The sequence below is a fragment of the Treponema sp. UBA3813 genome (assembly GCA_002368605.1).
Classification (GTDB): Bacteria; Spirochaetota; Spirochaetia; order Treponematales; family Treponemataceae; genus Treponema_D.
This window is the reverse complement of sequence record DFEB01000037.1, coordinates 33,894-57,084: the sequence shown is the minus strand read 5'-3', so window position 1 is coordinate 57,084 and position 23,191 is coordinate 33,894. Positions and strand designations below refer to the sequence as shown.

Genomic DNA, 23,191 nt, shown 5'->3' with positions numbered 1-23,191 from the left:
TGATTTCTAGTAGTATAAAATTCATTTGCGATTTTGGCAACATTGAAGTATTATTGTTTATGGAGAATTAAATGTCCTTGCTTAAATCTATGTATAAGAAAGTTGTTAGGCTCATAAAAAAAATACTTGGTTTGCAAGGTTATAGCGATTATTTTAAGCATTATTTTGATATTGACAATGCCCATTCTGGAGTAGTTATTTCCGTAATTACCATGATGCTGGAAATTTACATGATGGGCTATGTTCTTTTCCATCTTTTCACAGGTTCCAAAAGTCGCTCGATTCTTTGGATTGCCCAGCACCTCTCTTCTTACATTTTGCTTTTTTCAAGTGCTTTCATTTTGTTCAAATTCTCACGGGATTACATAAATGGCAAGCGGCTGAGTAGAATTTGGGGAAAGATAATCCGAACATCTTTTGCACTTATCTGCCTTTGTTTCGGAATTTACATTTCATATCTTGATTATCTAAAAGGTGAGCAGATTCTAACCCTCATTACAATGGAAATTTTTATTTTCGGAATCCTGCTTTGGCGACCGGCGACTTCCATTACGCTTATTACATCTTCTTTGCTTGCTTTTTATTTTCTTGTGAGTTCAAAAAGTCCAGCAAGCTATGCCACGAGAATGAACCTTTTTACGACTTGGCTTTCAATCAGCGTGACAACGATTGTTCGTTTTCAGCAGAAATTTCTTGAGGCAAAAAAGGCCGAGCATATTGAGAATGTGAACACTTATCTGGGGGAAGTCGCAATCACCGATGAAGCGACTGGCATTGGGAATATGGTTTCCTTCCGCAACAGAGTGGGGGAGATTCGCTCTGCAAGTCCGGAGGATTTCCTTTCTCGGATTTTCCTCTTCCTCAACATCAGGAATTTCTCCAGTTACAACGAAAGGCACGGTTTTGATAAAGGAAGCCAGCTTTTGAATTCTATCGCTCACACTATTAAATACACTTTTGGGGACAATCCTGTCGCGCGCTTTTCCGACGATCATTTCGTTGTCTTTGCAAAGAGGGAAGGTGAAGGTGAGAGCGCAGGTTTTCAAGAAAAACTTGATTCAATCCGTAAAAAGATTTCTGTAATTGATCCTGATGTAAAGCTTGGTCTTAAAGTAGGCTCATACATTCCGGAAGATATTGCATGTCATACTAATACAGCCTGTGATTTTGCCCGTTATGCTTGTGACAGCATCAAAAAGAAATATGATATTGATTATTGCGAATACACGACGGCCAGTGCCGAAGATTTTGCCCGCCGCCAATATGTCATCAACAATATCGATAAGGCAATAGAGAATGACTACATTCAGATTTACTATCAGCCAGTAGTGCTTTCTAAAAACAAAGAGCTTTGTGGTTTCGAGGCGCTTGCCCGATGGATTGATCCTAAATACGGATTTATGCCGCCTTATTCATTTATTCCAGTTCTTGAGGAATACCGCCAAATTCACAAACTCGACGCATACATAGTCAAAAAAGTCTGTCAGGACATACTTGAAGCGCCGGCAAAGGGAGTGCCCGTATTCCCGATTTCAATTAACTTCTCAAGGATTGACTTTGAGCTTATGGATGTAGAGCAGTTGCTTGAAGACTGTGTTGAAAAACAGAATATCGACAAAAACCTGATTCATGTTGAAGTTACGGAGAGTGCACTTTCTCAAAGCGACAAGCATTTGCAGGAAACGCTTCGAATACTTAAATCCAAAAAGTACTCACTTTGGCTTGATGATTTCGGCTCTGGTTATTCGGGCTTAAACATTCTTAAAGAATATGAATTTGATATGATGAAAATCGACATGGCATTTTTGAGGAATTTCTCTAACACGCCAAAAAGCCGTCCGATTCTCAAGAATATTGTTACGCTGGCAAATGATATCGGTATGCAGACTCTTTCAGAAGGTGTAGAAACAGAAGATGCCTTTGAATTCTTGCGGTCGATCGGATGTGAGCGTATTCAAGGCTACCTTTTCGGTAAACCTATGCCGAAAGATGAAATAATTGCAAAAATCAAAACTGGCGAATTTTTAATTACAAAAGAAAAAGGAGCAGAGTAGAGAATCCCCGGCTTAGACTAGGATAAAAGATAGAAAATAACGGCACGGGTAGACAGAATACACATTATAGAAAGTACAGTCGTGCCGTACATGAGAAGGTTCGCGCGGGAAATGTCTTTGTCTTCGATTTCCCTCGTTTTGTCGCCGATGAATTCTTTCTTTTCGACCTTGCCACCGTATACGGTATCGCCCGCAAGCCTTAGCCCCAGCGCGCCTGCCATTACGCTTTCGGTTTGGGCTGAATTGGGGCTTGCGTGCTTGTAGCGGTCTCGGATAAAAATTCTGACGGCATTTCTGAAGCTGAATCGCTTTTTTGACGGAATCAGCGAGAGAATAAAAGAGGCAAAAATCATGAAAAGTGCGGCCAATCGTGCGGGAATAAAATTCGCCATGTCGTCCAGTTTGGCGGCGAAAAAACCAAAATTAAGGTATCGCTCGTTTTTGTAGGCAATCATGGAATCCATGGTATTTATGGCTTTATAGACAAAAGCACCGGGCGAACCAAAAAGAGCCATAAAGAAAATCGGTGCCACTACTCCGTCATTGGTGCTTTCAGCCACAGTCTCCACTGCAGCCCTGGCAACGCCTTTTTCGTCCAAAATGTCCGTGTCACGGCCGACAATCATTGAAAGGTCTTTTCGGGCGGCAGGAAGGTCACAAATTTTCAACGCTTTGTAGACTTTCATGCTTTCATGGCACAAACTACGGGCCGCGATACACTGATAACAAAAAATGCTTTCTACTGTCAGAAAAAGAATCGGATGAAGGAGTCTGGAGACAAATAAAATCCCGAAAGGAAGCAAAAAAGAAGCAGAAACAAGGATTATAACGAGCAGAAATCCCTTGAAACGCTGTTTTTTTGCAGAATCCGAGGATTTATTGAGTTTTTTTTCGAGAAAAGCTATAAGACAACCCATAAAGCGCACTGGATGAGGGAAAGAATGGGGATCGCCCAGAATACAGTCCAGGAAAAATCCCGCCAAAAGGGAAAAAGCGACATGATGAGAAAGAAGAAAATCTAATGGCTGGAAATCGCTCATAGCCTCACCCCTTCTTGCGGAATTTTCTCATAAAAAACTGATTTTTCGTCAATCGTAATTTTATAGCCCTCGCCAAAATCCGGCTGCCATTCATAGAGGGATTTTCTTTCATCCGTGAAAAAGTGCGTCATAATCGCCGAAATCGGGCCTCCGTGAGTAAAAATTGCGACCGACCTTTCGTTATTCAGGATTTTTTCAAGAGAAACTAACACCCGTTCGTTCATTTGTCCCCAGTTTTCACCATTGGGACAGGGGTTACCGGAAGATTCTGTCGACCTAAGGGAAATTCTGTCTACTTCTTCACGCAGCCATTTTTGATAATCAGGATTTTCTTTCAGTTCATCGTAGGATTTCATCTCAAAATCTCCGAAATTAATTTCCTGAAAGCCCTTTTCGACAATCGCCAAATCGCTCAATTCCGGATACAAGGTTTTTAGAGTCTGGATTGTCCTCATAAGTCCGCTGGTAAAAAGCGAGCAATGAGAAATATCGGGATAAGAAAATGTCAGTTTTTTTTCCAAAAGCTCCGCCTCCCCTCTTGGAGAAAGCGGCAGGTCACTTTTTCCGCAGTACAGTTTTTTTTCATTGGCAAGGGTGCGGCCGTGCCTGAAAAGAAAAATCTCTTTTTTCATTGAATCTCCACCGCCCTACCGCAAAAGACCCGCCAGAGCTTAACATTTTCCCTGCCGGCGATTTTCTGTAGGGCAAGACCTGTCTCTTCCCGCCATTTTCGTTGGAAAGAATCTATCGGCACTACCCCGCAGAAAATGTCATCACAGATAATGATTTGAGGACATTTTGCTTTTTGGTTATTTGCACTTGCATTATTTTCGTCAAAAAAATCCGTCCGAGGCGAAAGATTGTTTTTCAGGCAATAAGCCACATAATTTTCATAGTGAGCGAGACATTTTTTTGAGAAATCCGGCATAGAATCAGGCTCGCATACAAAAATATCCTCGTCAGAAAGGGAAAATTTCCGCCTTGCCCAAGCAGTTTTCCCCTGATAAGAGCCACCAAGAATTAATGCGTAATTCATAATTTGTAATGCATGATTTTTGTCTGAATTCACGCCGTTTGGAAGTTGCGTATTCTGCATTGTGCATTCTGCATTGCCAGCTACCATTTCCACCACCTTGTCGCATTTTTGGGCTATGAAGTTTTCTGTTTCTGCCAAAATTTTTCTATATAATTCTGTCGTTTCGTCGTAGATTTTGCCGTCAGAGAAGATGCCGTCGCTCACAAAAATGACAGAATCGGACTTTTCGATTAAGGCGGAAAGGTCGGATTTGATTTTTTCGGGGAGGGATGGATTCCGAAAGTCATCCTGATTAAAAAGCTCGTTGGCAACCAAAGCCGTGAGGCTGTCAAAGAGAACTACCCTGTTCGCTTCCATATTTTTAATTGTCTCGCTGAGATTTTTGCCACATTCTATTGTCTGAAAGCCCATGTCCTTTCGGTCGGCACGATGTTTTTCGATTCGCTCCTTGTCTTCCCTGTCCTGGGGAATCATCGTAGCAAAGTAAATCGGACGGCAGCCAGTTTTTTTGGCATATTCATAGGCCAAGTCCTGTGCAAGAGAAGATTTTCCGTTTTTGCAGCCACCTGAGATGAGTATGTGCATTATGTCTCCAGCGAGGGCGTTGCGCAACGAAGTGTGGCACAGGGGGAAGGCTTTCCCCTTCGCACTTCATCCAGGTAATCGTCGTTGATTTTTGCCTGCTGGAAGGTGGCCATTTCGTTCATAATCACGCAGGCGGCATCCATAATCTCAAAGGCAAGGGGGCAGCCGCTTCCCTCACCCAGCCGCATCCGCAAATTCAGGTATGGAACTAACGAAAGTTCGGTCATCGCAAGCTTGTAACCCGCCTCTTCTGAAAGGTGGGATGGGAAAAAATAGCCAGAAGCCAAAGGACAGAGACGCGATGCGCACAAGGCCGCCACGATTGAAATGTAGCCGTCGATGACTACGGGGATTTTACAAGAGGCCGCCCCTAAAAAAACACCACACATGGCAGCCAAATCAAGGCCGCCGACCTTCTGCAGGACATCGATGGCATCGTTTTTCTTTGGCTTGTTGAGGTCGATTCCCTTTTTTATGACTTCTTTTTTATGGGCTAGCATTTCGTCTGTGATGCAGCCGCCCCGCCCGGTAATTTTTTCGGGAGAAAGGCCTGTCAGAACCGAAAGAACCACCGTGGAAGTCGTGGTATTCCCGATTCCCATTTCGCCCACGCCCAAGACTGAAACTCCGTCGGCTTTTGCATTTTTGGCGAGTTCGATTCCGATTTCAATGGCACGAAGAGCCTCGTCCCTTGTCATTGCCTCGCCATGTAAAAAAGATTTTGTGCCTGCCCTCACCTTTTTATTTATGATTTGCGGACAGTCGTAGTCATATTTGATTCCCACATCGACGACCTGAACTTCATTGCCGAAGTGCTTTGCCAGCGCGCTCATTCCAGTAAGCCCTTTGGTCATGTTGACAGCCTGAGCCAGAGTGACTGACTGGGGAGCCGAGGAAACCCCCTCTTCCGCAATTCCATTGTCCGCGCAAAGAACGATAATCCGCTTTTTTGGAAGAGAATTGTGCAATTTACCTGTGATTCCAGAAAGCCTCCTCCCTATGGCAAGAAGCTCCCCCATGCTCTCAGGCGGCATGGCAAGGCTTGACTGGTAAGAGGCAGCTTCGCTCATGGCGGCGGCGTTCAGGGGCGAGACAGAGGCGATTGTTTCGGCGAGGAGATTGGGCGAAGTTTTCATAAGGTATTATCTATTTTAAAATTCTTTTTAAATAATCTTCTTTTATTTCTTCGTTGTCAATCTCAAGACGGCGTTTTTTGGAAAGTTCAAGGAATTCCGTTTCCCTGTCGATTATCCGGCCTGAAAAAGCGTCCTTAAGATTTTCTGTGCTCACATGACCGAGATTTGTCCGTGGTGCCGGGCTTCTCTTCCTTAGAAGAATCTCAATTTTTTGGCGAAGATGATTAGCAGATTGTCGGGTCAAGCCCGACAATGACAAGATTTTTGTCATTCCCGCGCTTGACGCGGGAATCTTTACGGAGGAAAAATGACAAGCGCGATTCAATCAATGCTCGAACGCTACGAGTGCAAAAACAGCGAAGATTACAAAAACGCACTCAAAGAAATCATTCAGGAAGTCGCGCTCTGCGGTCTTTCGCGCGGGATTTTTTTCAAGGAAGCGGCGTTTTACGGCGAAACGGCTTTGCGTATTTTCTACGGACTCGACCGATTCAGTGAGGACATGGATTTTTCACTCTGCGCGCCGAATCAAAATTTTTCGCTTTCCGATTATTTTTCGTTCCTTGAAGAAGAACTTTCCGCCGCGGGATTTTCACTTTCGGTGGAGCAAAAAGTCAAATCAAAGGAAAGCGCGGTGCAGTCGGCTTTTATCAAGGGCGAGACGATTGTGCAACTTCTGAATATCGTGCCGACCGAGCCTGCGATTGCGGGCGTTCATTCGGGCGAACTGGTCAAAATCAAGTTTGAAATCGACACGAATCCGCCCGCGCTCGCCACTTATGAAACGAAATACGCGCTCCTTCCGATTCCGTTCGCCGTCAAAATGTACGATGAGCCGTCGCTTTTCGCAGGCAAACTTCACGCAATTCTGTGCCGAGCGTGGAAAAATCGGGTGAAAGGCAGGGATTTTTACGATTTGGTCTGGTATCTCTCGCGAAAAACGAAGCCGAATCTCCCGCATTTGCAAAAACGCCTCGAACAGAGCGGAAAATGGGATTCTTTCGACACGCTCACGCTCCCGATTCTCAAAGAAATGCTTTCGGAGCGCTTCAAGGAAATCGATTTTGCCGAAGCCAAGAAAGATGTGCGCCCCTTCATTCAAGACGAGCGGAAACTTGATTTGTGGAGCGCGGAATTTTTCACGGCGATTGCCGGGGGAATGTGAGATATTGCGCTTACAATCTGAACCACTTTTATCGGGCAAAGTACGATTCCGAGGAAAAGCCAAAACTGCAAGATTTTTTCGCCGTAACGAAGGCAGAGGAAGAAGTCCGCGTAATCTATCATAAATAGAAAATCCAAAACTGCAAAAGAAAGTGCGACAAGATAAAAAATTGTCTTAAGTACGGAGAAAATCCGCTTTTTGAAAAGCAGTTTGAGGACGGAACAGATGGCACAGGGAATACAAAGTATGCCGATGAATGAAAGTGCCGCATTGTCGTCTCCACCCGAAGAAAAATCCTCGGCGAAAAGTAGCGTTCCGTCGGAGTCCAAGCCCGCGACCAGTGGCACACGAGCAATGAAAAACGAAATCGAGCAGAACACGAACAATACGACAAGTTCAAGATACGCGAGGATTTTTTGAAAGCGAAACACTGTGTTTGACGAAGCAATGCGATTCATTTGTTCATGTGGTAGGCGGGAAAAATCGATTTTTTGTCGATGATTTCGCTGATTTTTTCGGAATTAGAAGCCTCACTTTTTGGAAGCGCGGAATGTAAAATGTAAGTGAAATCCATTGGAATTATTTGTCATCGTAGTGATTTTTACACTGGTAGATTCTCACGCAATCTCCGTCAATTTTGTAAATCAGCCTGTTCTTTTCGTCAATTTCGCGGCTCCACAAGCCCGAAAGATTGTCTTTGAGCGGCTCAGGATGCCCGATTCCGTCGTTTCCGTTGCGCTGTATGTCCGCAATGAGTTTATTGATTTTTTTGAGAGTTTTTTTGTCTTGCCCTTGCCAATAAATGAACTGCTCCCACGCGCTGTCTTCAAACTGAATGCTCATCTTGCCATCGCCTCCAGTTCTTCCATCGTTTTTTTGACAAAGTGCAACTTTCCTTCGTCGTCGAGGCGTTTCAGTTCTTCAAGGTGGCGGATATTTTCTTCATTATAAAAATCGTCTTTCGGCGTTTTTTTGACCGACAGATGTGCGGAAGGAGCGAGTTTGACAAGACTTTTGATTGCGTCCACGAGATTTTTGTTTGCGTTCTGAATTGTTATCGTTGAAGTCATAATTTTCTCCTTGCGAAAAGATTTGAAAATTTCCTACCAAGAATATACCACGAAATTTCGCGAAAGTAAACTTTTCTTCTTTTTTTTATCATCTTCGTGTTATAATCCTTTCTATGCTGAAAATCGAAAATGCAAGTTACAATTTCTCTGATTATTGTGATTTTTCGCTGAGTGCGAGCGGAATCACCCGCAAAAAGATTCTCGCGTTTTTGGCATTTTTCCTTGTTTGCGCCGCTTTGTTTTTTCTAAAATTGTTTTTTCCGATTGAGATTCTTGCCAAAAATGCGTTTTTTATAGACATATTTTTCTGCTTGGCGTTTTTTTCGTGCTTTTTTCAGTTTGGTATCTTTTTGTGCTAAAATCGACTTATGATTCGGCAAAAAGCATTTCAAAGCCCGAATGTATCGAACTTTCAGAGGAATATATAAAATCTTTCTCAGAATGTATGAAATTAAATCTTCCGAAAAATCTGATAAAAAGGATAATTTTCAAAAAGAATTCTGTCTACATTTTTTATTTCAATCATGCCGTTCTTTTGCTGAAAAATAATTGCGAGAACGAATCACATTGGAAAGAAATCGTTGACTTCGTGAAGCAAAATTATGTCGGCGAAAATGTCCAAGTTAAAAATATGTGAGGAAATTTATGGAATTTTGCGTAAAAAGAAGCAACACTCAAGAAGATTTTCAGAATTTATATCAGAATTTCATTTCTTCAAGAAAAAGCCTCGTCTACCTGCGTTTGATAATTCTCGTTTTTTTGTATTTTACGGCGATTCTTGGGCTGGCGACTACGATATGGCTGAAAACTGAAAAGATGCTTTTTAATTTTATTTTTATACTCGCCATTGCGATTTGGCGGACTTTGTCACTTTTAAAGAAAAATACTTCTTGGGCAAAACAAATGTACACGCTTTTTTCAAAGGATTTGCCCGAAACGACGGCGATTTTTCAAGAAGAAAAAGTGATTGTAAAGAATGAAGTTGAAGAAATCACCATGAATCCAAAAGATATTTATTCGATTTACCTCGATGATGACGCGATTTATCTGTATTTGACGAAAGTGAGTCCATTTTTTGTGGTGAAATCAAATTTTGAATCCGAAGAAAAATGGAAAGAATTCTACGATTTTGTCAAAACGAATTACTGTACGATAAAAAGAGTCCACAAGAAAAATAAAATCTCAAAAAAAGACTGTATTTTCGCCGTGATTTTGGGGTTTGCATTTTCTCTGGGGATTTTTGCTTTTTTCATAGCGGAATCGTTAAATTAGTGAGTTAGCGTTAGCGAAGGCTGGAAAGTTCCTAGATCTACTCTTTCCCGGACAAAATTTCAATCAAGCGTACATTCTCTTCATGAGTGCGAACTGCCGTTCGGTAGAAATTCTCTCTTAAGCCAGGGAAATTCCCGCAGTTACGGAGGGAAAGACCCTGTTTCAGCAGGATTTTGTCTAAATTTTCAGACAAGTTGAGGCTATTTCCAGAAAACCGAACATCTGCACGGTCAGCCTTCTGTATTTCCTTCCTTTCATCTCTGAACAAAATAAAATTCGTCTCACTGGGGAAGGTGTGAAAACCCAAGGCTTTGAGTTCTTTTGAGAGATATTCCCTTTCTTCTTTTATGAGGGCGCGCGTTTTTTCAATATATGCCTTTTCGTCCAGCGCCGCTTCCCCTGCGATTTGTGCCAGGGTCGAAACATTCCATTCCGGGCGAAGAGAGTTGATTTTTTGCAAAATTCCCTGGTTTGAGGTCACGAGATAGCCTAAACGCAAGCCCGCCATGGCGTAAATCTTGGTGAAGGCGTTAATAACGATAAGGTGGGAATTTTCTTTCGTAAATTGAAGGGCGCTTTCCTCAGTCCGCTCCGTAAAATCGATAAAACACTCATCAACGACGAGGAAAATTCCCTTTCCTTCACAGATGGCGATGATTTTTTTGAGCAGGTTTGGCTTAATCATCTGTCCGGTGGGATTATTGGGCGAGCAGAGAAAAATCATGTCGGGGGGAATTTCTTCCGACTTTCCCTGCCCGCTACGGCAAACTTCCGCCTTTCTTTCAATCGAATCCAAAATCTTCTCGTCAAAGGCAAAATCATTTTCTTCGCTTAAAAAATGCCGGTGGATTTTGCACCCCTGCGCTTTTAATGCCCGCTCGTAGCCCGAAAAAGTCGGCTCAACAATCAGGGCATTTTTGGGGGAAAGGACCTGGACCAGAAGGGAAATCAACTCGCTGGCTCCGTTTCCGCAGATGATGTTGAAAGCAGAAATAAAATCGGCTTGACGGCTTTCTTTTAGCTGCTCCGCGATTTTTTCTCTTAAACGAGTGCAATTCTGGTCGGGATATTTTTCGCACTGGTCAAGGGCGTTTTTTATAGAAGATTTTACGCTTTCGGGCAAGCCCAGAGGATTTGTGTTCACGGAAAAATCAAAGATTGTCTTTTCTTCTCCCCCGTGGTGATATTCTTCTGGCGGGATTTCGTTTTTTGTCACCCGCAAAAGATTCATGATTCTTTCATAATTTTCGCTCTTGTGGGGGAAAGTACAGTCTGTACAGCGTTTTATGATCCTGCCGTCTGCTTTTTTGATGTAGCTGGGGTTTCCAGGGCAGACTTCCCGGCCGTAAAGGGGGCAATAGCAAAAGAGGCAGTTGAATTCGTCAGAATCAAGCCCTTTATGGCAGGGAAAATATGAGCAGGCGGTGTTTTTGAAAAAGCGCGATGAGTTTTCCATATTCGTGTTATTGTCGCTCGTAAACATCTTCTCTAATATTTTTATATATGTCAATCTTTCTTACAGGATTCCAAGAACCACTCCACAATCTTTGGATTTGAGCGGTAATACAAATGAGGAAAGCCCGCCAGCATTTTTTCCGTGTGAATCATGCAATCCCAGGAGCGGGAAGAAAGTGGCTTTTTTGCCGTGAAGTCCGAGCCATTGTTCGTGCTGTCGAAATAGTGGAATTCGTGGCCGCGCACGGAAAGTTTTTCCCATCCGCCCTCTGTTTTTTCTTCGTCTTTCGATGCAAATTCTGCGTAACCGAATCTGACAAGCTTTCCTGTGTAACGGCACTCGCCTTTTATCGCGCCGCACATTTCGTAGGAGACACCGTCTTTGTCGGTCAATTTTTCCTGAAGATACATGAATCCGCCGCACTCTGCCATGACAGCGATTCCGTTTTCCACCGCCGATTTGATTGACTCACGCATGGAGCGGTTTGCCTCAAGTTCCGCTGCGTGAAGCTCAGGGTAGCCGCCCCCCAGTAAAATTCCCCCGACTCCAGAAGGAAGTGCTTTTTCGTGCAAGGGCGAAAAGTAAACCAGGTTCGCCCCAGATTCTTCCAGCAAGCGGAGATTTTCATCGTAGTAAAAGCAAAATGCCTCATCGCGAGCGACTGCCACATTAAATAAGGAATGTGAGAATTTGGATTTGGAAAAATCCTTTTTAAATACAGATTCATCTCGCGGGGATTTTAAGGGGCTCTGCCCCTTAGGAGAAGGGGTAGCGACCAACTGCGTGGGCGCGTAGGGGGAGACTTCCCCCTCACATTGCATATTGCACATTGCTAATTCAGTAAAATCTGTTGTTTCATCGAGGATTTGGGAGCTTTTTTGAATCCGGCTGTTTAAATCTTTTATTTCATCAGGCAAAAAAAGTCCCAGGTGACGGCTTTCCCAGACTAATTCTGAATCTTTAGGCAGATAGCCTATGACTTTGACTCCGTAGCCGGCAGATTCTTCTTCAATCAGAGCTTTTAAAAGCTGGAAAGAGCCTTTTGAAACCTTATTGAGGAAAATTCCTTTAATCAGGTTCCCGCCTTTTCCAAACTGAAGCCTGTCGTAGTCCAAAAATCCTTTTATCAGAGGCACAATCGAGCGGCTCATTCCCGAAGCGTCAAGGCAGAGCAAAATCGGCGTATTCGTGATTCGGGCGATGTCGTAGCTTGAGGCTTTGAGCGATTTTCCTGCAAGTCCGTCAAAAAGCCCCATTACGCCCTCGATGACAGCGAAATCTGCCGGATTTTTTTTCTTCTGTCTTTGAGATAAAATTTTTTCGGCAAAAATCGTGCGCACCTCTTCGTCATCAACAAAAAAACTGTCCAGATTTGTGCTCGGAACGCCCAAAACTTGCTCGTGGAACATGGGATCGATAAAATCAGGGCCGCACTTAAAGGAGACTGGCGACTTTCCGCGATTCTGTAAAAGACGGAGCAAGGCACAAGTGAGGGTGGTCTTTCCGCTGCCACTGGCCGGGGCGGCAATCATGAGGCGGGGAATGTTGAAAATTTGTGACTTAGACTCTGAATCAGGCTTCATTTTCATGCCCCTGATTTTCTTTTTTTTCTATTTTTCCTGAAAAACTTACAATCCACACAGGATTCATGGCTTTCATCAAATGGAAATTTCCAGCTTTTTCAGCCCGGCTTACGGAAATCTGCTTGATTTCAAGATTCTCGATATGGATTTTGCCACAGTCCGCTTCAATAAAAGAGCCTTCTTCAAGGTTTTTCAAGCAATTCTGCATCTCGGTGAGGTTTTCAAGGCTTACGAAATTGGCCACGATTCGCACGGAAGGATTTTTTTTGAGGGCGAATTGAATTATTTCGGCGAGATTCCCGCGGCTTCCCCCGATGAAAACATGGCTTGGCGGGGGTAATTCCGCGTTTTTAAGGCAGTCAGGCGCGCTCCCCTGCAGGAAAGTCACATTTTCGAGGCAGAATTTCTCTGCATTTTTTTGCGTGAGAGCGAGGGCGTCGCTGTTGGAGTCCACGGCGATGACCTGCCCTTCCACAGCGATTCTGGCGGCTTCAACCGTGATGGAGCCGGTGCCGCTTCCGATGTCGTAGACCACCGAGGATTTTGAGAGCCCCAAGTCGGCGATTGAAAGCTGGCGGACTTCTTTTTTTGTCATGGGGATTTTTTCGGCACGGATAAAGTCTTCGTCTTTGAGATTCGGGCTTTCGCTTTCGTTAAGGGCATTTTCGTTTTCGACAAGCAGGACGAAGAGAGAACTTTGAGGAGATTTTGCACCCGAACGGTCGGCAGTTTCGTTGATTTCTTGAAAATCTGACATCTCTTTTGGTTGAATCTGTATGATTTTTTCGACATTGTAAGAAAGATTTGAGCCTAAATAGCATTTTACGGACGAAATCACGCCATTTTTCAGGGCTTTTTCAATCTTTTTGCCAACCATTCTGACATCTTCGATTCCAGAAAGAATGAAAAAACAGGCGGGATTTTTACGAATCTGCTCAATCGTGTTGCATTTTGCGCCGTGCAGGGAAAACATTTTCCACTTCTGCCAGGACTTGTGCAATTTTGAGGCAAAATAAAGGGGCGAGGCAATTCCCGGCAAAAGAGAAATTTCCCAGTCTGCCCCAGCCTCTGTCATTCCTGAATTCAATGTTTCTGTCATTCCGGGCTTGACCCGGAATCTCTCACAAAAGGCCGCCGCCCCGCTGAAAAATCCCGTGTCGCCTGAAAAAACGACGGCCGCGCAAGAAAAATCAAGATGCCCGCTTAAATAAGCGAAAATTTCTTCGGCACGGTAAATCGGCTCGAAAGGAATCTTTTTTGAAGGGGCTTCCGCGTTTTCTGACGGATTCCCCTCTTCCAGAAGGATTTTCCTTGCGATTTCTAAGATTCGCTCTCCGCCAAAGATGATTTGGGCTTCTCTAAGTGCATTTTTTGCCTGCGCTGTGAGAAAATTTTCATCTCCCATGCCGAGGGCGATTAAAAATAAATGTTTTTTTGCCTTCATTACAATGATTATAGCAGAAAATTTGAATGTCGTTAATTACACTGATTTTCTTGCCCCAAGATTCTTTGCAACAATTCTTTTATTGAAGTAAATCGCTCCTCGCCTGCCGCATTTTCTGCCCGCTCGGGATTTTGAATCACCGCAATCTTCATGCCGAGCTTTTCCGCCGCTGAGATTTTCTCGAAAAATCCGCCCGCCTGTCCGCTTTCTTTTGTAAGGAGAATGCTCGCCCTGCTTTCTTTAAATTGGATTTCGTTCGTGCTTTCGGAAAACGGACCTTGCATGGCGATAATCTGCTTTTGCAAAATGCCGCACTCCGCGCACATCTGAATGCTTTCGACCGTGGGAAGAATGCGCACAAAAAGCCGCGCCTTGTCGGAAATCTGCGCCGTAAGCGAGGGAAGTTCTTTGCTTCCCGTGGTGACGAAGATTTTCCCGCCCTGCCCTTCAAGCCATTTTCCCGCCGAAACGATGTCCGAAAAAACAAAGATTTTCTGCCCTTGTAACGCCTCAGTTTCCCGAGCAAGGCGGATATAGCGGTTTTTTGTGTAATTACACGCTTTTTTTATTTCTTTTGAAACTTCCGTGGCGAAAGGATGGGTGGCATCGATTACAAAATCGTAGTGATTTTGCGAAAATTTCTCTGCCATTTCCTCATGACTCAGCCGCCCGTGCAAAACCGTGAGCCGTTCTGCTTTTGGAAGCAAGTTCGCGCCGTATTCCGTGGCAACGCTCACCGTGCAGTGAACACCGTTCTTAGAGAGAAGCAAAGCAAGCTCGCGCCCTTCCGTTGTGCCTGCGAAGATAAAGACCGTCATACAGCTATGATAGTGAAAAAAGACGGAAAATGCCAATGGAACGGGGAGCTATCCGCGGTGTTATCATCTTCACACGCCTTACCTACTGTCTCAAAAGTAAACCAAAGTCTACTTTACAGTTTTTTTACAAATCGTAATAATAACGCACAACAAAGGCGTTCCTTTTCGTTTCTAGAGCGAAAGAGAACGCCTTTTTTATTTCATTAAAAACGAGGTATCGTATGAAAAAAATTGCAGCTTTGTGTATACTGTTGCTTATGGTTGGTTCTATGGCATTCACCGCTCCAAAGAAATCTTCTTCTTCAAATCCGCCCAAATCTGATGTCGCAATCTTGGTCATCGATATGCAGAATGATTTTGTTCTGCCAGGCGCAGTTCTCTGTGTTGCTGGTGCGCAACCCACAATTCCGACGATTCAGGATTTGATAAAATATGGTCGTTCTCAAAATTGGCCAATTATTTACATCATTCGTGAACATCGTCCGACAGGCGTTGATGTAGATGCACCACGAATTCCGCTCTTTACTGACGGAAAGCCGGGCTATTGTGTGCCAGGAACAAAGGGCTGTGAAATCGTAAAAGGTCTTGAACCAGAGGAAGGAGACATCATCGTAAGCAAACGCCGAAACAGCGGATTCTTTCAGACTGAACTTGATATGATTCTTCGCCGAATGGGAGTAAAAACCGTTATTCTTTCAGGAACTCAATATCCCAACTGCGTACGCGGAACGGCGGCTGATGCCATGAGCTATGATTACAACACCGTCATTTGTACGGATGCGTGCTCTGCAAAAACAAAGGAAGTTGCAGATGCAAACATCTTTGACATGAAGAATATGGGAATTACCTGTATCCCGCTCGCAGAAGTCAAAAAGACGAAGTTCTAAGATTTTACATGCAAAAACTTAGAACTTTCGTTCAATAGACCAAATCCGCGTGATATGGCATTATTTTTGCAAGCAAAGGCGTTTCATCAATTTCGGTGGAACGCCTTTTTTCTTTGGAGGTGCGTATGGAATCATCGGAATTCAGAAAACTTTGCGAACAAGCGTGCGGCAACACCGATTCGGTGAACGAATTGCTTGCGCGGTACGGCGTGAAATTCGGCATCTACAAAAACGGCACTTTCAAAGAACAGCTTTTCCCCTTCGACATGATTCCCCGCGTGATTGAAAAGGACGAATTCGCTTTTTTGGAGTGCGGACTAAAACAGCGCGTGATGGCATTGAACTGCTTTATCAAGGACATCTACGCCGAAAAGCACATCGTGAAGGATGGCATTGTTCCCGAAGAATTCATCTACGCGGGAAGCGGCTACCTTGCCCAGTGCGAGGGCGTGACACCGCCAAAAGGCATTTACGCGCACATCTCTGGAATCGACTTGGTGCAGGGAAAAGACGGCTCTTGGTTCATTCTTGAAGACAACTTGCGGATTCCGTCGGGAGCGAGCTATCCGATGATTGCCCGCGACTTGTGCCGAAAAAGCGCGCCGAGTCTCTTCGAGCAGATTCATATAGAAGACAACCGAAACTATGCGAGCCTCTTACGAAAAACGATGGACACGGTGAACACGGGCGGGCATACGGTGATTCTCTCGCCCGGTCGCTACAACGCCGCGTATTTCGAGCATTCCTATCTCGCCGAGCAGACGGGGGTGCACCTTGCCACGGGGAGCGAGCTGACCGTCGAAAATGACCACCTCTATTTCATCGACTATTCAGGCAAAAAAGAGAAAGTCGGGGCGGTCTACCGCAGGATTTCGGACGACTTCCTTGACCCGATGAACTTCCGCGCTGACTCGGTGATTGGAATTCCGCATATCTATGACATCTACCGCAAGGGAAATGTAGCTCTTTTGAACGCTCCCGGAAACGGAGTCGCCGACGATAAGGGTATCTATTACTTCGTCCCCAAGATGATTTGCTACTATTTGGGCGAAGACCCGATTCTCCAGAACGCGCCGACCTACCTTCCCTACTACGAGAACGACATGAAGTATGTGCTAGAAAAATTCGACACGCTCGTTTTAAAAGATGTCGCCGAGGCGGGCGGTTACGGCGTGATGTTCGGAAGCAAGATGACAAAGGCGCAAAAGACGGACTTCATCGCCCTCCTCAAAGAAAATCCGCGGCGATTCATCGCGCAAGAAGTGATTGACTTCAAGGACATCGAGATTTTTGAGGACGGAAAATGTCTGCCCAGAAAGGCAGACTTACGGGCGTTCGTTCTAATGGCAGACGAGCCGATGGTTTGGAAGAGCGGGCTTACAAGATTTTCCCGCAATCCAGATTCATTCATCGTGAACTCATCGCAGGGTGGCGGATTCAAGGACACTTGGGTGACGGGAAATTAAAAACTACCATAACGGAGGTAAAAATGAAAGTTCTTTCTTGGGAAAACAGCGACAGGCTTTTTTGGCTGGGGCGGTACAGTGAGCGGGTATATTCTACCATCAAGTTTTTCTCGAACAAATTTGACTCTATGATTGACTTGAAAAACTACGAATACGCCGAATTCTGCAAAAATCAGGATATTCCGAACATCTACGCTTCAAAAGAAGACTTTACCGCGCGCTACTGCTTTTCGAGCGATGACCCGAATTCAATCTACTCGAACCTGATTCGTGCCTACGACAACGCAATAGTTCTCCGCGAGGAAATCGGGAGCGACACTCTCTGCTACATTCAGCTTGCCGTCTATGCGATGAACAAGGCTAGAGAAAGCAACGCTCCCCTGCTCGCCCTGCAAAGCGTGACCGACAATATCGTGGCATTCTGGGGCATGGTCGATGACAGCGTGGACGAATCCAATGTGCGCAGCATCGTCAAACTCGGAAAGCGGATTGAGAGAATCGACAACTACGCCCGCATGAAGATGAACGCGGGGGAAATCAAGCGGGAACTAAAAAGACTGAACATCCGACTTGCCCGCACAGGCTTAAATTACGACGCGCACAAACTCATGCACCTCAACTGGCTTTCCGAAGTCGAGCCGCTGGACTACAAGAACATTGTCGAGGAAATCGAATCGCTCGTGCTGAACGAAAGACCGAATCTCGCGCTTGTGGCAGGACTTTAATTGAAACGGCTCCGATTTCGCTACAAAATGCAGATGATTTTTGAACTCTTTGTGACCGAGCATCACTTCACGCTGCGGTGTTTTCCGTGTGATGACGCAAGGCAGAAAATAATCGAGGAGAGGTCGGAGATTTTTCCGAATTATTTTCTTAGCGAAGAGAAAGATTCCTTCGGAAACAAATGCGTGTTCGGAAAAGCCGACATTCCGCACAATTATTTTTCGGTGGAAGTGACCGGAATCGCCGAAGTTTCGCCCGAAAATCCGATTCTTTCCAGCGACGGAAAAGAATCGCTTTTTAAATATGCGACTAAACTCACCGCCTGCGGAAGGCGACTTTCAGATTTTTATGAAAAACTTTCGGGCTGTCTGAATCCTGCCCTTTCCAATTTTGAGAAAGCCGAATTCTTCATGGATTCAATCTCCCGTGTTTTCCGCTATGAAACAGGCGTGACGGGCGTTTTTACCACGGCAGAAGAAGCCTTCGCACTTACTCAGGGCGTATGTCAGGACTATGCACATATCCTCCTCGCCTTGTGCCGAAAAACAAAAATCCCCTGCCGATATGTGACTGGTATGATGATTGGCGAAGGGGCAAGCCACGCATGGGTCGAAGTTTTTGAAAACGGAGCATGGCTTTCCCTTGACCCCACCCACAAGCGCCGCACCGACGACACTTACATCGTCATTTCACGCGGCCGAGACGCGCAGGACTGCTTGATAAACCAGGGCGTGTTCCGCTGGTCAGAAAAGTGCGGGACTCAGAAGCAGGAAATTTCTGTTTTCGTGGAAGAAATTCAAGAGTCTTCGGACACGGAATAAAAGGAGCTTTATGACTGAAAAAATCATCACGATTGCAAAGGTATCTCTCCCCGTTGACGAGTCGCTCAAAATCCAAAAGCACAGAATCCTGCCGGAGGGATGGAGCGGAGAGGACGAGCGGGAATTTGAAAAAAACGGAAGGCGGATTTCTGTTGTCACGGGAATTCACGGAGACGAGCTTGAGGGGCAGTTCGTGTGTTACGAGCTTGCACAAAAAATCAGGGAAAATCCCGGCTGCCTGCATGGAATTGTTGACATCTACCCGGCGATGAATCCTTTCGGAATCGACAGCCTCACGCGCGGAATCCCGGCTTTCGACCTCGACATGAACCGAATTTTTCCCGGCAACGACTCAGGTGACATGAACGAATTCATAGCCTCAAAAATCATACGCGACCTTGAAGGCTCCTCGCTCTGCCTGGACATTCACGCCAGCAACATATTCCTCACGGAAGTTCCGCAAATCAGAATCAACACCCTTCACAAAAATACTCTCCTTCCCTATGCCATGGAATCGAATGTGGATTTCGTCTGGGTTCACGGAGCGAGCACGGTCTTAGAATCCACCTTAGCCTACTCACTGAACTCCCGCTCAGTCAAAACGCTGGTCGTGGAAATGGGTGTGGGAATGAGAATAACTCGCGAATACGGAAAGCAGCTTGTCGACGGCATTTTCTCGCTGATGAAAAAAATCGGCATCTGGTCAGGCAAAGTCGCCCCAGTCAAAAGACCTGTCGTCTCAAACGATGAGAGCGGAAAAGATGTCTGCTACCTGAACGCGCCCTGCTCAGGAATTTTCATCAAGGAAAAAAATCACGGTGCAATGGTCAAAAAAGGCGAAAAAATAGGGGAAATCATCAGTCCATTGAACGGAAAACTTCTTTCTGAAATCATGGCAGAAGAAGCGGGCTGGCTTTTTACGATACGCGAGTACCCGGTTGTGGACGAAGGCTCGCTTTTGGGAAGAATTTTAAAAGGAGAAACTCAATGACACAATCAACTCTTTATGAAATCAAATCACTCTACCGCGATAATTTCCGCGTGACGGGCTTTTCCTTCGGGCAAGGTGAAAAATCGGTCTGCGTGGTCGGCTCCATGCGGGGGAACGAATACCAGCAGATTTACGCCTGCTCCCGTCTGATTGAAAGACTTAGAATCCTCGAAGAAAAAGGCAAAATCACGAGCGGAAAGCAGATTCTCGTGATTCCCTGCGCGAACCCCTACTCGGTTAATGTGAAAAAACGTTTCTGGACAATCGACAACACTGACATCAACCGCATGTTTCCCGGCTACAACCTGGGCGAGACCACCCAGCGAATCGCCGACGGCATTTTCTCAGTTGCCAAGGAATTTTCCTACGGAATTCAGTTCGCCTCGTTCTACATGAGCGGAAATTTCGTTCCCCAGGTAAGAATGATGAAAACCGGGCACGAAAATGTGGAATTGGCAAAGCACTTCGGGCTTCCCTATGTCGTTCTGCACAATCCGCGCCCCTTCGATACGGCAACGCTCAACTACAACTGGCAGATTTGGGAAACCGATGCATTTTCGCTCTACACGACGAGTACCAGCGACATCGACAGAAAAAGCGCAGCCCAGGCGGTGGATTCGATTCTCAATTTTCTCTCAAAACAAGGCATTATCGACTACAAAGGCTGCGAGGGTTATATTTCTCGCGTAGTTGAGAGCAAGGATTTCGTGAATATCCGCTCGGAAGTGTCGGGATTTTTCGAGACTTTCGTTCATGCGGGCGACTCAGTGGAACGCGGTCAGCTCCTCGCAAAAATCACCGACCCTTACACAGCTGCTCTCAAAGAGGAAATCCGGGCGGGCGAAAACGGAATCATAGCCTTCGCCCACAGCGAAATTTTGATGTACCAGAACACGGCCGCATTCAAGCTGATTCGGGAAGAAGAATAAGGGAAAAGCCCGTAAGCCCGCCCAGCAAACCGCTCTAGAACAAGAGTCCTACTTCATGTAAATCATCGAAAGCAATTGCGAGCGGGAATTCACGCCAGCTTTGTTGAAAATGTTGTAAATGTGCTTCTTGACGGTGGAAATGCTCACATGAATCTGCTCGCTTATCTCATTATTGGAGCGGCCATCCGCAATGAGACGTAAAACATCAGCTTCTCGTTCTGAAAGTGCGAATTTCATTATTGAATGTTCGAGACAGAATCCAACAGAGTTCTGGACAGCATTTGCATTCATCAAATCTTGAATCATGTTTTCAATTCTTTTCAACTCAAGCAATATATCGTTGACAGTCTTTAATTCGTCTTGTGAGAGCATAGCCACCTCCATAAAAAAGAAAGAGCCGCCTTAGATTTTGCTCCAAAGCGGCTCCCTTGCCAAAAAAAGAAGCCTTTCCGTTCAAAATCGAAAAGGCTCCCTTGCCATTGAATAGGATTGGCAAGATTATACATCATTTTTATGTTTTTGTAAGACTTTTTAAGTTGATTTTCCTAGAACTAAAGTTGAACAAATACAAATTGACAGAATTTTTCCATGTCGATAAGATTCTCACCGTAACGAGCAAGGGAGCTGTGAAGATTCACGGCTCCTTTTTTATTTTGGAGGCAATTATGGCATGTTTTTTAGTTCCGCTCGGCGAGGCACTTGCGGTTTTAGCGGCAAAGAATTTTGGATTTAAAGAAAAACCTGTCTGGAAGGAGCGACTGTCTGCGCTGGAGCAGATGCTTTACGGCGGAAGTTTTTTGCTCGCCATTGAGCATGTTTATCACGGCGAAGTCGTGTTTTATCCACCCTTCCTCACCGCGATGAAAAATCCTGGGGATACTATAGAAATGCTCCATGAGATGGCAACGGTCGGCGTTTCAATGGCAATTGTGGTTACGGCTGTCTGGGGAATTGCCGAACTAATAGCGCATCTTATTAACAAAAAACAAGAAAAAATTACCTTGCAGGGGGCGATATAATGTGCTTGATTCTTACGATTTGTGCAGCCCTTGCTTTCAGCGGAGTTTATTTCTACCAGAAGAAGAATTCCTCTGTTTCAAAGAGTGTTTTTGCGACGATGCTCATGTTCTGGGCAGCAAGCCTCATGTGGAGCATGGACGGAGTTGCTTCGGTTCTTGAGGGCGAAGGATTTTTTGACCTCAGCGTTGAAGATTCAATTCTCGGAGCAATAATAGTTGCAAGCGGAATGCTTGTTTTCGCAGTTCTTTCTTTTATACAGAAGCGAAAAACTGCATAAACAAAATTAATAAAAAAACAAATTTAAAATAATAAAGACAATGGCGTCTGTTTTCTTGTGCTGGCAAAGAAAGCGGACGCCATTTTTTTATAAACTATGGAGGAAAAACTATGAAAAAGACAATTAACGGAATCATCACAACTGTTCTGGCGGCCGGTGCTGTTTTGGGCACACTCACCCTCTCTTCTTGCGAGAAAAAAGAAGAGTCAAAGACCGTCAAAGTCGGAATCCTTCACTCTTTGAGCGGAACAATGGCGATTTCAGAAACTTCTGTCCGCGACGCAGAGCTTTTGGCAATAAATGAAATCAATGCGGCGGGCGGCGTTCTCGGAAAGCAGATTCAAGTGATTCAGGAAGACGGCGCAAGTGAGCCTCAGATTTTTGCAGAAAGGGCAAGAAAACTGATTCAGAACGACAAAGTGGCGACAATTTTTGGCTGCTGGACAAGCGCATCGCGAAAGGCAGTAAAACCTGTCGTGGAAGAAACGGGCGCACTTTTATGGTACCCGGTTCAGTACGAAGGAATGGAAGCAAGCCCCAACATCATGTACATGGGGGCGGCTCCGAACCAGCAGGCAGTTCCGGCGGTCGAGTTCTGCGCAAGTCAGTTCGGAAAGAATATCTTTCTTGTAGGAAGTGATTATGTCTTTCCGCGAACCGCCAACAAAATCATCAAGGCTCAGCTGGCAAATATCGGTGGCTCAGTCGCTGGTGAAGAATACACTCCCATGGGTCACACTGATTTCGCAACGATTGTAAGCAAGATTCAGGCGGCAAAACCTGACTGTATCATCAACACGCTGAACGGAGACTCGAACGTAGCTTTCTTCAAGCAGCTTACCGATGCGGGAATCACTTCTTCTTCCATTCCAGTCATGTCATTTTCAATCGCTGAAGAAGAAGTCGGCGGCGTGGGAATTGAGAATCTGGAAGGTCATTATGTGGCCTGGAACTACTATCAGACCACAAAAACAGCAGAAAATACGGCTTTCGTTTCCGCTTACAAGAAAGCTTATGGAGAAAAGCGCGTGACTGACGACCCCATTGAGGCGGGCTACATCGGCGTTTACTTGTGGGCAAAGGCAGCCGAAAAAGCAGGCTCCTTTGATGTCGAGAAAATCCGTGCTGCGGCCAATGGGATTTCCTTTGATGCGCCAGAAGGCAAGGTCACGCTGGACGGAGACAACCAGCACATCTACAAGCCTGTCCGAATCGGCAAAATCAATAAGAGCGGACTTATTGATGAAGTGTGGGCGACGCCTGGTGCAGTTAAGCCTGATCCATATCTTTCAAGCTATGACTGGGCAAAAGGTTTGTAAATCACTGGCTGTATCAAAAAAAGGCTCCCAGTCGTGATAACGACTTAGCGAAACCGCAGGCTAGCCTGCTACACGCAGTTTGTGCTTGTAACTATATAC

The 23,191-nt window shown here is 45.2% G+C and carries 26 protein-coding genes; 13 read left to right on the top strand and 13 right to left on the bottom strand.

Annotated elements, in window-relative coordinates:
- The first annotated feature begins 71 nt into the window (after positions 1-71).
- Positions 72-2,054 (top strand): EAL domain-containing protein, encoded by a 1,983-nt coding sequence (locus B2089_RS06330; protein ID WP_296321055.1) that lies wholly within the window; start codon positions 72-74, stop codon positions 2,052-2,054.
- Between the two features lie 17 nt (positions 2,055-2,071).
- Here B2089_RS06330 and cbiB read toward each other — a convergent pair whose 3' ends face one another.
- From cbiB to B2089_RS06305, 5 genes are read right to left on the bottom strand one after another with little or no spacing between them, the layout of a single operon-like run.
- A complete protein-coding gene (gene cbiB, locus B2089_RS06325) occupies positions 2,072-3,094 on the bottom strand; it encodes an adenosylcobinamide-phosphate synthase CbiB (RefSeq protein ID WP_296686385.1) in 1,023 nt (340 codons plus the stop codon).
- Positions 3,091-3,726, bottom strand: a complete 636-nt coding sequence (locus B2089_RS06320) for a histidine phosphatase family protein (RefSeq protein ID WP_296321063.1) — start codon at positions 3,724-3,726, stop codon at positions 3,091-3,093. Before B2089_RS06320 ends, cbiB begins: the two co-directional genes overlap by 4 nt.
- Complete coding sequence (locus B2089_RS06315; protein ID WP_296321065.1) at positions 3,723-4,715, bottom strand: bifunctional adenosylcobinamide kinase/adenosylcobinamide-phosphate guanylyltransferase; 993 nt, start codon at positions 4,713-4,715, stop codon at positions 3,723-3,725. The genes B2089_RS06320 and B2089_RS06315 overlap by 4 nt, the downstream gene beginning before the upstream one ends.
- The gene (gene cobT / locus B2089_RS06310) at positions 4,715-5,851 is read right to left on the bottom strand and encodes a nicotinate-nucleotide--dimethylbenzimidazole phosphoribosyltransferase (protein WP_296321068.1); all 1,137 of its coding nucleotides are present in this window, start codon (positions 5,849-5,851) and stop codon (positions 4,715-4,717) included. The genes B2089_RS06315 and cobT overlap by 1 nt, the downstream gene beginning before the upstream one ends.
- 10 nt (positions 5,852-5,861) lie before the next feature.
- Positions 5,862-6,122 carry a hypothetical protein gene (locus tag B2089_RS06305; RefSeq protein WP_296321071.1) on the bottom strand — a complete coding sequence of 87 codons (261 nt, stop codon included), beginning with the start codon at positions 6,120-6,122 and terminating at the stop codon, positions 5,862-5,864.
- A gap of 36 nt (positions 6,123-6,158) precedes the next feature.
- Here B2089_RS06305 and B2089_RS06300 point away from each other — a divergent pair, with 36 nt between their 5' ends.
- The gene (locus B2089_RS06300) at positions 6,159-7,016 is read left to right on the top strand and encodes a nucleotidyl transferase AbiEii/AbiGii toxin family protein (protein ID WP_296321075.1); all 858 of its coding nucleotides are present in this window, start codon (positions 6,159-6,161) and stop codon (positions 7,014-7,016) included.
- On the opposite strand, the gene B2089_RS06295 is transcribed toward B2089_RS06300, so the two are convergent.
- The 3 genes from B2089_RS06295 to B2089_RS06285 form a co-directional block, all read right to left on the bottom strand.
- Positions 6,950-7,474, bottom strand: coding sequence for a hypothetical protein (locus B2089_RS06295; RefSeq protein ID WP_296321087.1), 525 nt, complete (start codon positions 7,472-7,474; stop codon positions 6,950-6,952). The two genes, B2089_RS06300 and B2089_RS06295, sit on opposite strands and share 67 nt — an antisense overlap.
- 121 nt (positions 7,475-7,595) lie before the next feature.
- Positions 7,596-7,859 carry a Txe/YoeB family addiction module toxin gene (locus B2089_RS06290; protein WP_296321090.1) on the bottom strand — a complete coding sequence of 88 codons (264 nt, stop codon included), beginning with the start codon at positions 7,857-7,859 and terminating at the stop codon, positions 7,596-7,598.
- Positions 7,856-8,086 carry a hypothetical protein gene (locus tag B2089_RS06285; protein WP_296321093.1) on the bottom strand — a complete coding sequence of 77 codons (231 nt, stop codon included), beginning with the start codon at positions 8,084-8,086 and terminating at the stop codon, positions 7,856-7,858. The genes B2089_RS06290 and B2089_RS06285 overlap by 4 nt, the downstream gene beginning before the upstream one ends.
- A gap of 325 nt (positions 8,087-8,411) precedes the next feature.
- Between B2089_RS06285 and B2089_RS06280 the strand changes: the two genes are divergently transcribed.
- Together B2089_RS06280 and B2089_RS06275 are read left to right on the top strand one after the other, a co-directional pair.
- Positions 8,412-8,723, top strand: coding sequence for a hypothetical protein (locus tag B2089_RS06280; protein WP_296321096.1), 312 nt, complete (start codon positions 8,412-8,414; stop codon positions 8,721-8,723).
- 8 nt (positions 8,724-8,731) lie between these two features.
- Entirely contained in the window at positions 8,732-9,358 is a 627-nt protein-coding gene (locus B2089_RS06275) for a hypothetical protein (protein ID WP_296321099.1), read from the top strand.
- A gap of 37 nt (positions 9,359-9,395) precedes the next feature.
- Here the strand turns inward: B2089_RS06275 and B2089_RS06270 are convergent, their stop codons facing one another.
- Genes B2089_RS06270 through cobK form a run of 4 tightly spaced genes read right to left on the bottom strand, consistent with a single transcriptional unit; the run spans position 9,396 to position 14,659 of the window.
- Positions 9,396-10,814, bottom strand: coding sequence for an aminotransferase class I/II-fold pyridoxal phosphate-dependent enzyme (locus B2089_RS06270; RefSeq protein WP_296321100.1), 1,419 nt, complete (start codon positions 10,812-10,814; stop codon positions 9,396-9,398).
- Between the two features lie 50 nt (positions 10,815-10,864).
- Positions 10,865-12,403, bottom strand: coding sequence for a cobyrinate a,c-diamide synthase (locus B2089_RS06265; RefSeq protein ID WP_296686376.1), 1,539 nt, complete (start codon positions 12,401-12,403; stop codon positions 10,865-10,867).
- A complete protein-coding gene (gene cbiT / locus B2089_RS06260) occupies positions 12,387-13,841 on the bottom strand; it encodes a precorrin-6Y C5,15-methyltransferase (decarboxylating) subunit CbiT (protein ID WP_296321108.1) in 1,455 nt (484 codons plus the stop codon). The genes B2089_RS06265 and cbiT overlap by 17 nt, the downstream gene beginning before the upstream one ends.
- Positions 13,842-13,873: 32 nt before the next feature.
- Positions 13,874-14,659 (bottom strand): precorrin-6A reductase, encoded by a 786-nt coding sequence (gene cobK, locus B2089_RS06255; protein WP_296321111.1) that lies wholly within the window; start codon positions 14,657-14,659, stop codon positions 13,874-13,876.
- Positions 14,660-14,880: 221 nt separating this feature from the next.
- Here cobK and B2089_RS06250 point away from each other — a divergent pair, with 221 nt between their 5' ends.
- From B2089_RS06250 to B2089_RS06225, 6 genes are all read left to right on the top strand, one after another.
- Positions 14,881-15,546 carry a cysteine hydrolase family protein gene (locus B2089_RS06250; RefSeq protein ID WP_296321114.1) on the top strand — a complete coding sequence of 222 codons (666 nt, stop codon included), beginning with the start codon at positions 14,881-14,883 and terminating at the stop codon, positions 15,544-15,546.
- 125 nt (positions 15,547-15,671) lie between these two features.
- On the top strand, positions 15,672-17,012 hold the full coding sequence (locus tag B2089_RS06245; RefSeq protein ID WP_296321117.1) for a circularly permuted type 2 ATP-grasp protein: 1,341 nt from the start codon (positions 15,672-15,674) through the stop codon (positions 17,010-17,012).
- A 23-nt stretch (positions 17,013-17,035) separates the two neighbouring features.
- Complete coding sequence (locus B2089_RS06240) at positions 17,036-17,737, top strand: alpha-E domain-containing protein (protein WP_296321119.1); 702 nt, start codon at positions 17,036-17,038, stop codon at positions 17,735-17,737.
- Positions 17,738-17,764: 27 nt separating this feature from the next.
- On the top strand, positions 17,765-18,556 hold the full coding sequence (locus tag B2089_RS06235) for a transglutaminase family protein (RefSeq protein ID WP_349675782.1): 792 nt from the start codon (positions 17,765-17,767) through the stop codon (positions 18,554-18,556).
- A 10-nt stretch (positions 18,557-18,566) separates the two neighbouring features.
- Positions 18,567-19,547: a M14 family metallopeptidase gene (locus tag B2089_RS06230; protein ID WP_296321127.1), complete on the top strand. Its 981-nt coding sequence runs from the start codon at positions 18,567-18,569 to the stop codon at positions 19,545-19,547.
- A complete protein-coding gene (locus B2089_RS06225; protein WP_296321131.1) occupies positions 19,544-20,476 on the top strand; it encodes a M14 family metallopeptidase in 933 nt (310 codons plus the stop codon). Before B2089_RS06230 ends, B2089_RS06225 begins: the two co-directional genes overlap by 4 nt.
- Positions 20,477-20,524: 48 nt before the next feature.
- Here the strand turns inward: B2089_RS06225 and B2089_RS06220 are convergent, their stop codons facing one another.
- On the bottom strand, positions 20,525-20,848 hold the full coding sequence (locus tag B2089_RS06220; RefSeq protein ID WP_296321134.1) for a response regulator transcription factor: 324 nt from the start codon (positions 20,846-20,848) through the stop codon (positions 20,525-20,527).
- Between the two features lie 293 nt (positions 20,849-21,141).
- On the opposite strand from B2089_RS06220, the gene B2089_RS06215 reads away from it, so the two are divergent.
- The 3 genes from B2089_RS06215 to urtA all read left to right on the top strand — a co-directional run bounded on the left by B2089_RS06215 (position 21,142) and on the right by urtA (position 23,092).
- Complete coding sequence (locus B2089_RS06215) at positions 21,142-21,495, top strand: hypothetical protein (protein ID WP_296321137.1); 354 nt, start codon at positions 21,142-21,144, stop codon at positions 21,493-21,495.
- On the top strand, positions 21,495-21,773 hold the full coding sequence (locus tag B2089_RS06210; protein WP_296321140.1) for a hypothetical protein: 279 nt from the start codon (positions 21,495-21,497) through the stop codon (positions 21,771-21,773). The genes B2089_RS06215 and B2089_RS06210 overlap by 1 nt, the downstream gene beginning before the upstream one ends.
- Before the next feature lie 110 nt (positions 21,774-21,883).
- Positions 21,884-23,092: an urea ABC transporter substrate-binding protein gene (urtA, locus tag B2089_RS06205; protein ID WP_296321144.1), complete on the top strand. Its 1,209-nt coding sequence runs from the start codon at positions 21,884-21,886 to the stop codon at positions 23,090-23,092.
- Positions 23,093-23,191 lie beyond the last annotated feature (99 nt).

Coding starts and splice junctions, on each gene's coding strand:
- B2089_RS06285 (WP_296321093.1), bottom strand. CDS start 8,086: ATGACTTCAACGATAACAATTCAGAACGCAAACAAAAATCTCGTGGAC.
- B2089_RS06300 (WP_296321075.1), top strand. CDS start 6,159: ATGACAAGCGCGATTCAATCAATGCTCGAACGCTACGAGTGCAAAAAC.
- B2089_RS06225 (WP_296321131.1), top strand. CDS start 19,544: ATGACACAATCAACTCTTTATGAAATCAAATCACTCTACCGCGATAAT.
- B2089_RS06210 (WP_296321140.1), top strand. CDS start 21,495: ATGTGCTTGATTCTTACGATTTGTGCAGCCCTTGCTTTCAGCGGAGTT.
- B2089_RS06215 (WP_296321137.1), top strand. CDS start 21,142: ATGGCATGTTTTTTAGTTCCGCTCGGCGAGGCACTTGCGGTTTTAGCG.
- B2089_RS06320 (WP_296321063.1), bottom strand. CDS start 3,726: ATGAAAAAAGAGATTTTTCTTTTCAGGCACGGCCGCACCCTTGCCAAT.
- cobK (WP_296321111.1), bottom strand. CDS start 14,659: ATGACGGTCTTTATCTTCGCAGGCACAACGGAAGGGCGCGAGCTTGCT.
- B2089_RS06315 (WP_296321065.1), bottom strand. CDS start 4,715: ATGCACATACTCATCTCAGGTGGCTGCAAAAACGGAAAATCTTCTCTT.
- B2089_RS06240 (WP_296321119.1), top strand. CDS start 17,036: ATGAAAGTTCTTTCTTGGGAAAACAGCGACAGGCTTTTTTGGCTGGGG.
- cobT (WP_296321068.1), bottom strand. CDS start 5,851: ATGAAAACTTCGCCCAATCTCCTCGCCGAAACAATCGCCTCTGTCTCG.
- B2089_RS06290 (WP_296321090.1), bottom strand. CDS start 7,859: ATGAGCATTCAGTTTGAAGACAGCGCGTGGGAGCAGTTCATTTATTGG.
- B2089_RS06235 (WP_349675782.1), top strand. CDS start 17,765: ATGCAGATGATTTTTGAACTCTTTGTGACCGAGCATCACTTCACGCTG.
- B2089_RS06305 (WP_296321071.1), bottom strand. CDS start 6,122: ATGACAAAAATCTTGTCATTGTCGGGCTTGACCCGACAATCTGCTAAT.
- urtA (WP_296321144.1), top strand. CDS start 21,884: ATGAAAAAGACAATTAACGGAATCATCACAACTGTTCTGGCGGCCGGT.
- cbiB (WP_296686385.1), bottom strand. CDS start 3,094: ATGAGCGATTTCCAGCCATTAGATTTTCTTCTTTCTCATCATGTCGCT.
- B2089_RS06330 (WP_296321055.1), top strand. CDS start 72: ATGTCCTTGCTTAAATCTATGTATAAGAAAGTTGTTAGGCTCATAAAA.
- B2089_RS06275 (WP_296321099.1), top strand. CDS start 8,732: ATGGAATTTTGCGTAAAAAGAAGCAACACTCAAGAAGATTTTCAGAAT.
- B2089_RS06250 (WP_296321114.1), top strand. CDS start 14,881: ATGAAAAAAATTGCAGCTTTGTGTATACTGTTGCTTATGGTTGGTTCT.
- B2089_RS06265 (WP_296686376.1), bottom strand. CDS start 12,403: ATGAAAATGAAGCCTGATTCAGAGTCTAAGTCACAAATTTTCAACATT.
- B2089_RS06270 (WP_296321100.1), bottom strand. CDS start 10,814: ATGGAAAACTCATCGCGCTTTTTCAAAAACACCGCCTGCTCATATTTT.
- B2089_RS06295 (WP_296321087.1), bottom strand. CDS start 7,474: ATGAATCGCATTGCTTCGTCAAACACAGTGTTTCGCTTTCAAAAAATC.
- B2089_RS06230 (WP_296321127.1), top strand. CDS start 18,567: ATGACTGAAAAAATCATCACGATTGCAAAGGTATCTCTCCCCGTTGAC.
- cbiT (WP_296321108.1), bottom strand. CDS start 13,841: ATGAAGGCAAAAAAACATTTATTTTTAATCGCCCTCGGCATGGGAGAT.
- B2089_RS06245 (WP_296321117.1), top strand. CDS start 15,672: ATGGAATCATCGGAATTCAGAAAACTTTGCGAACAAGCGTGCGGCAAC.
- B2089_RS06220 (WP_296321134.1), bottom strand. CDS start 20,848: ATGCTCTCACAAGACGAATTAAAGACTGTCAACGATATATTGCTTGAG.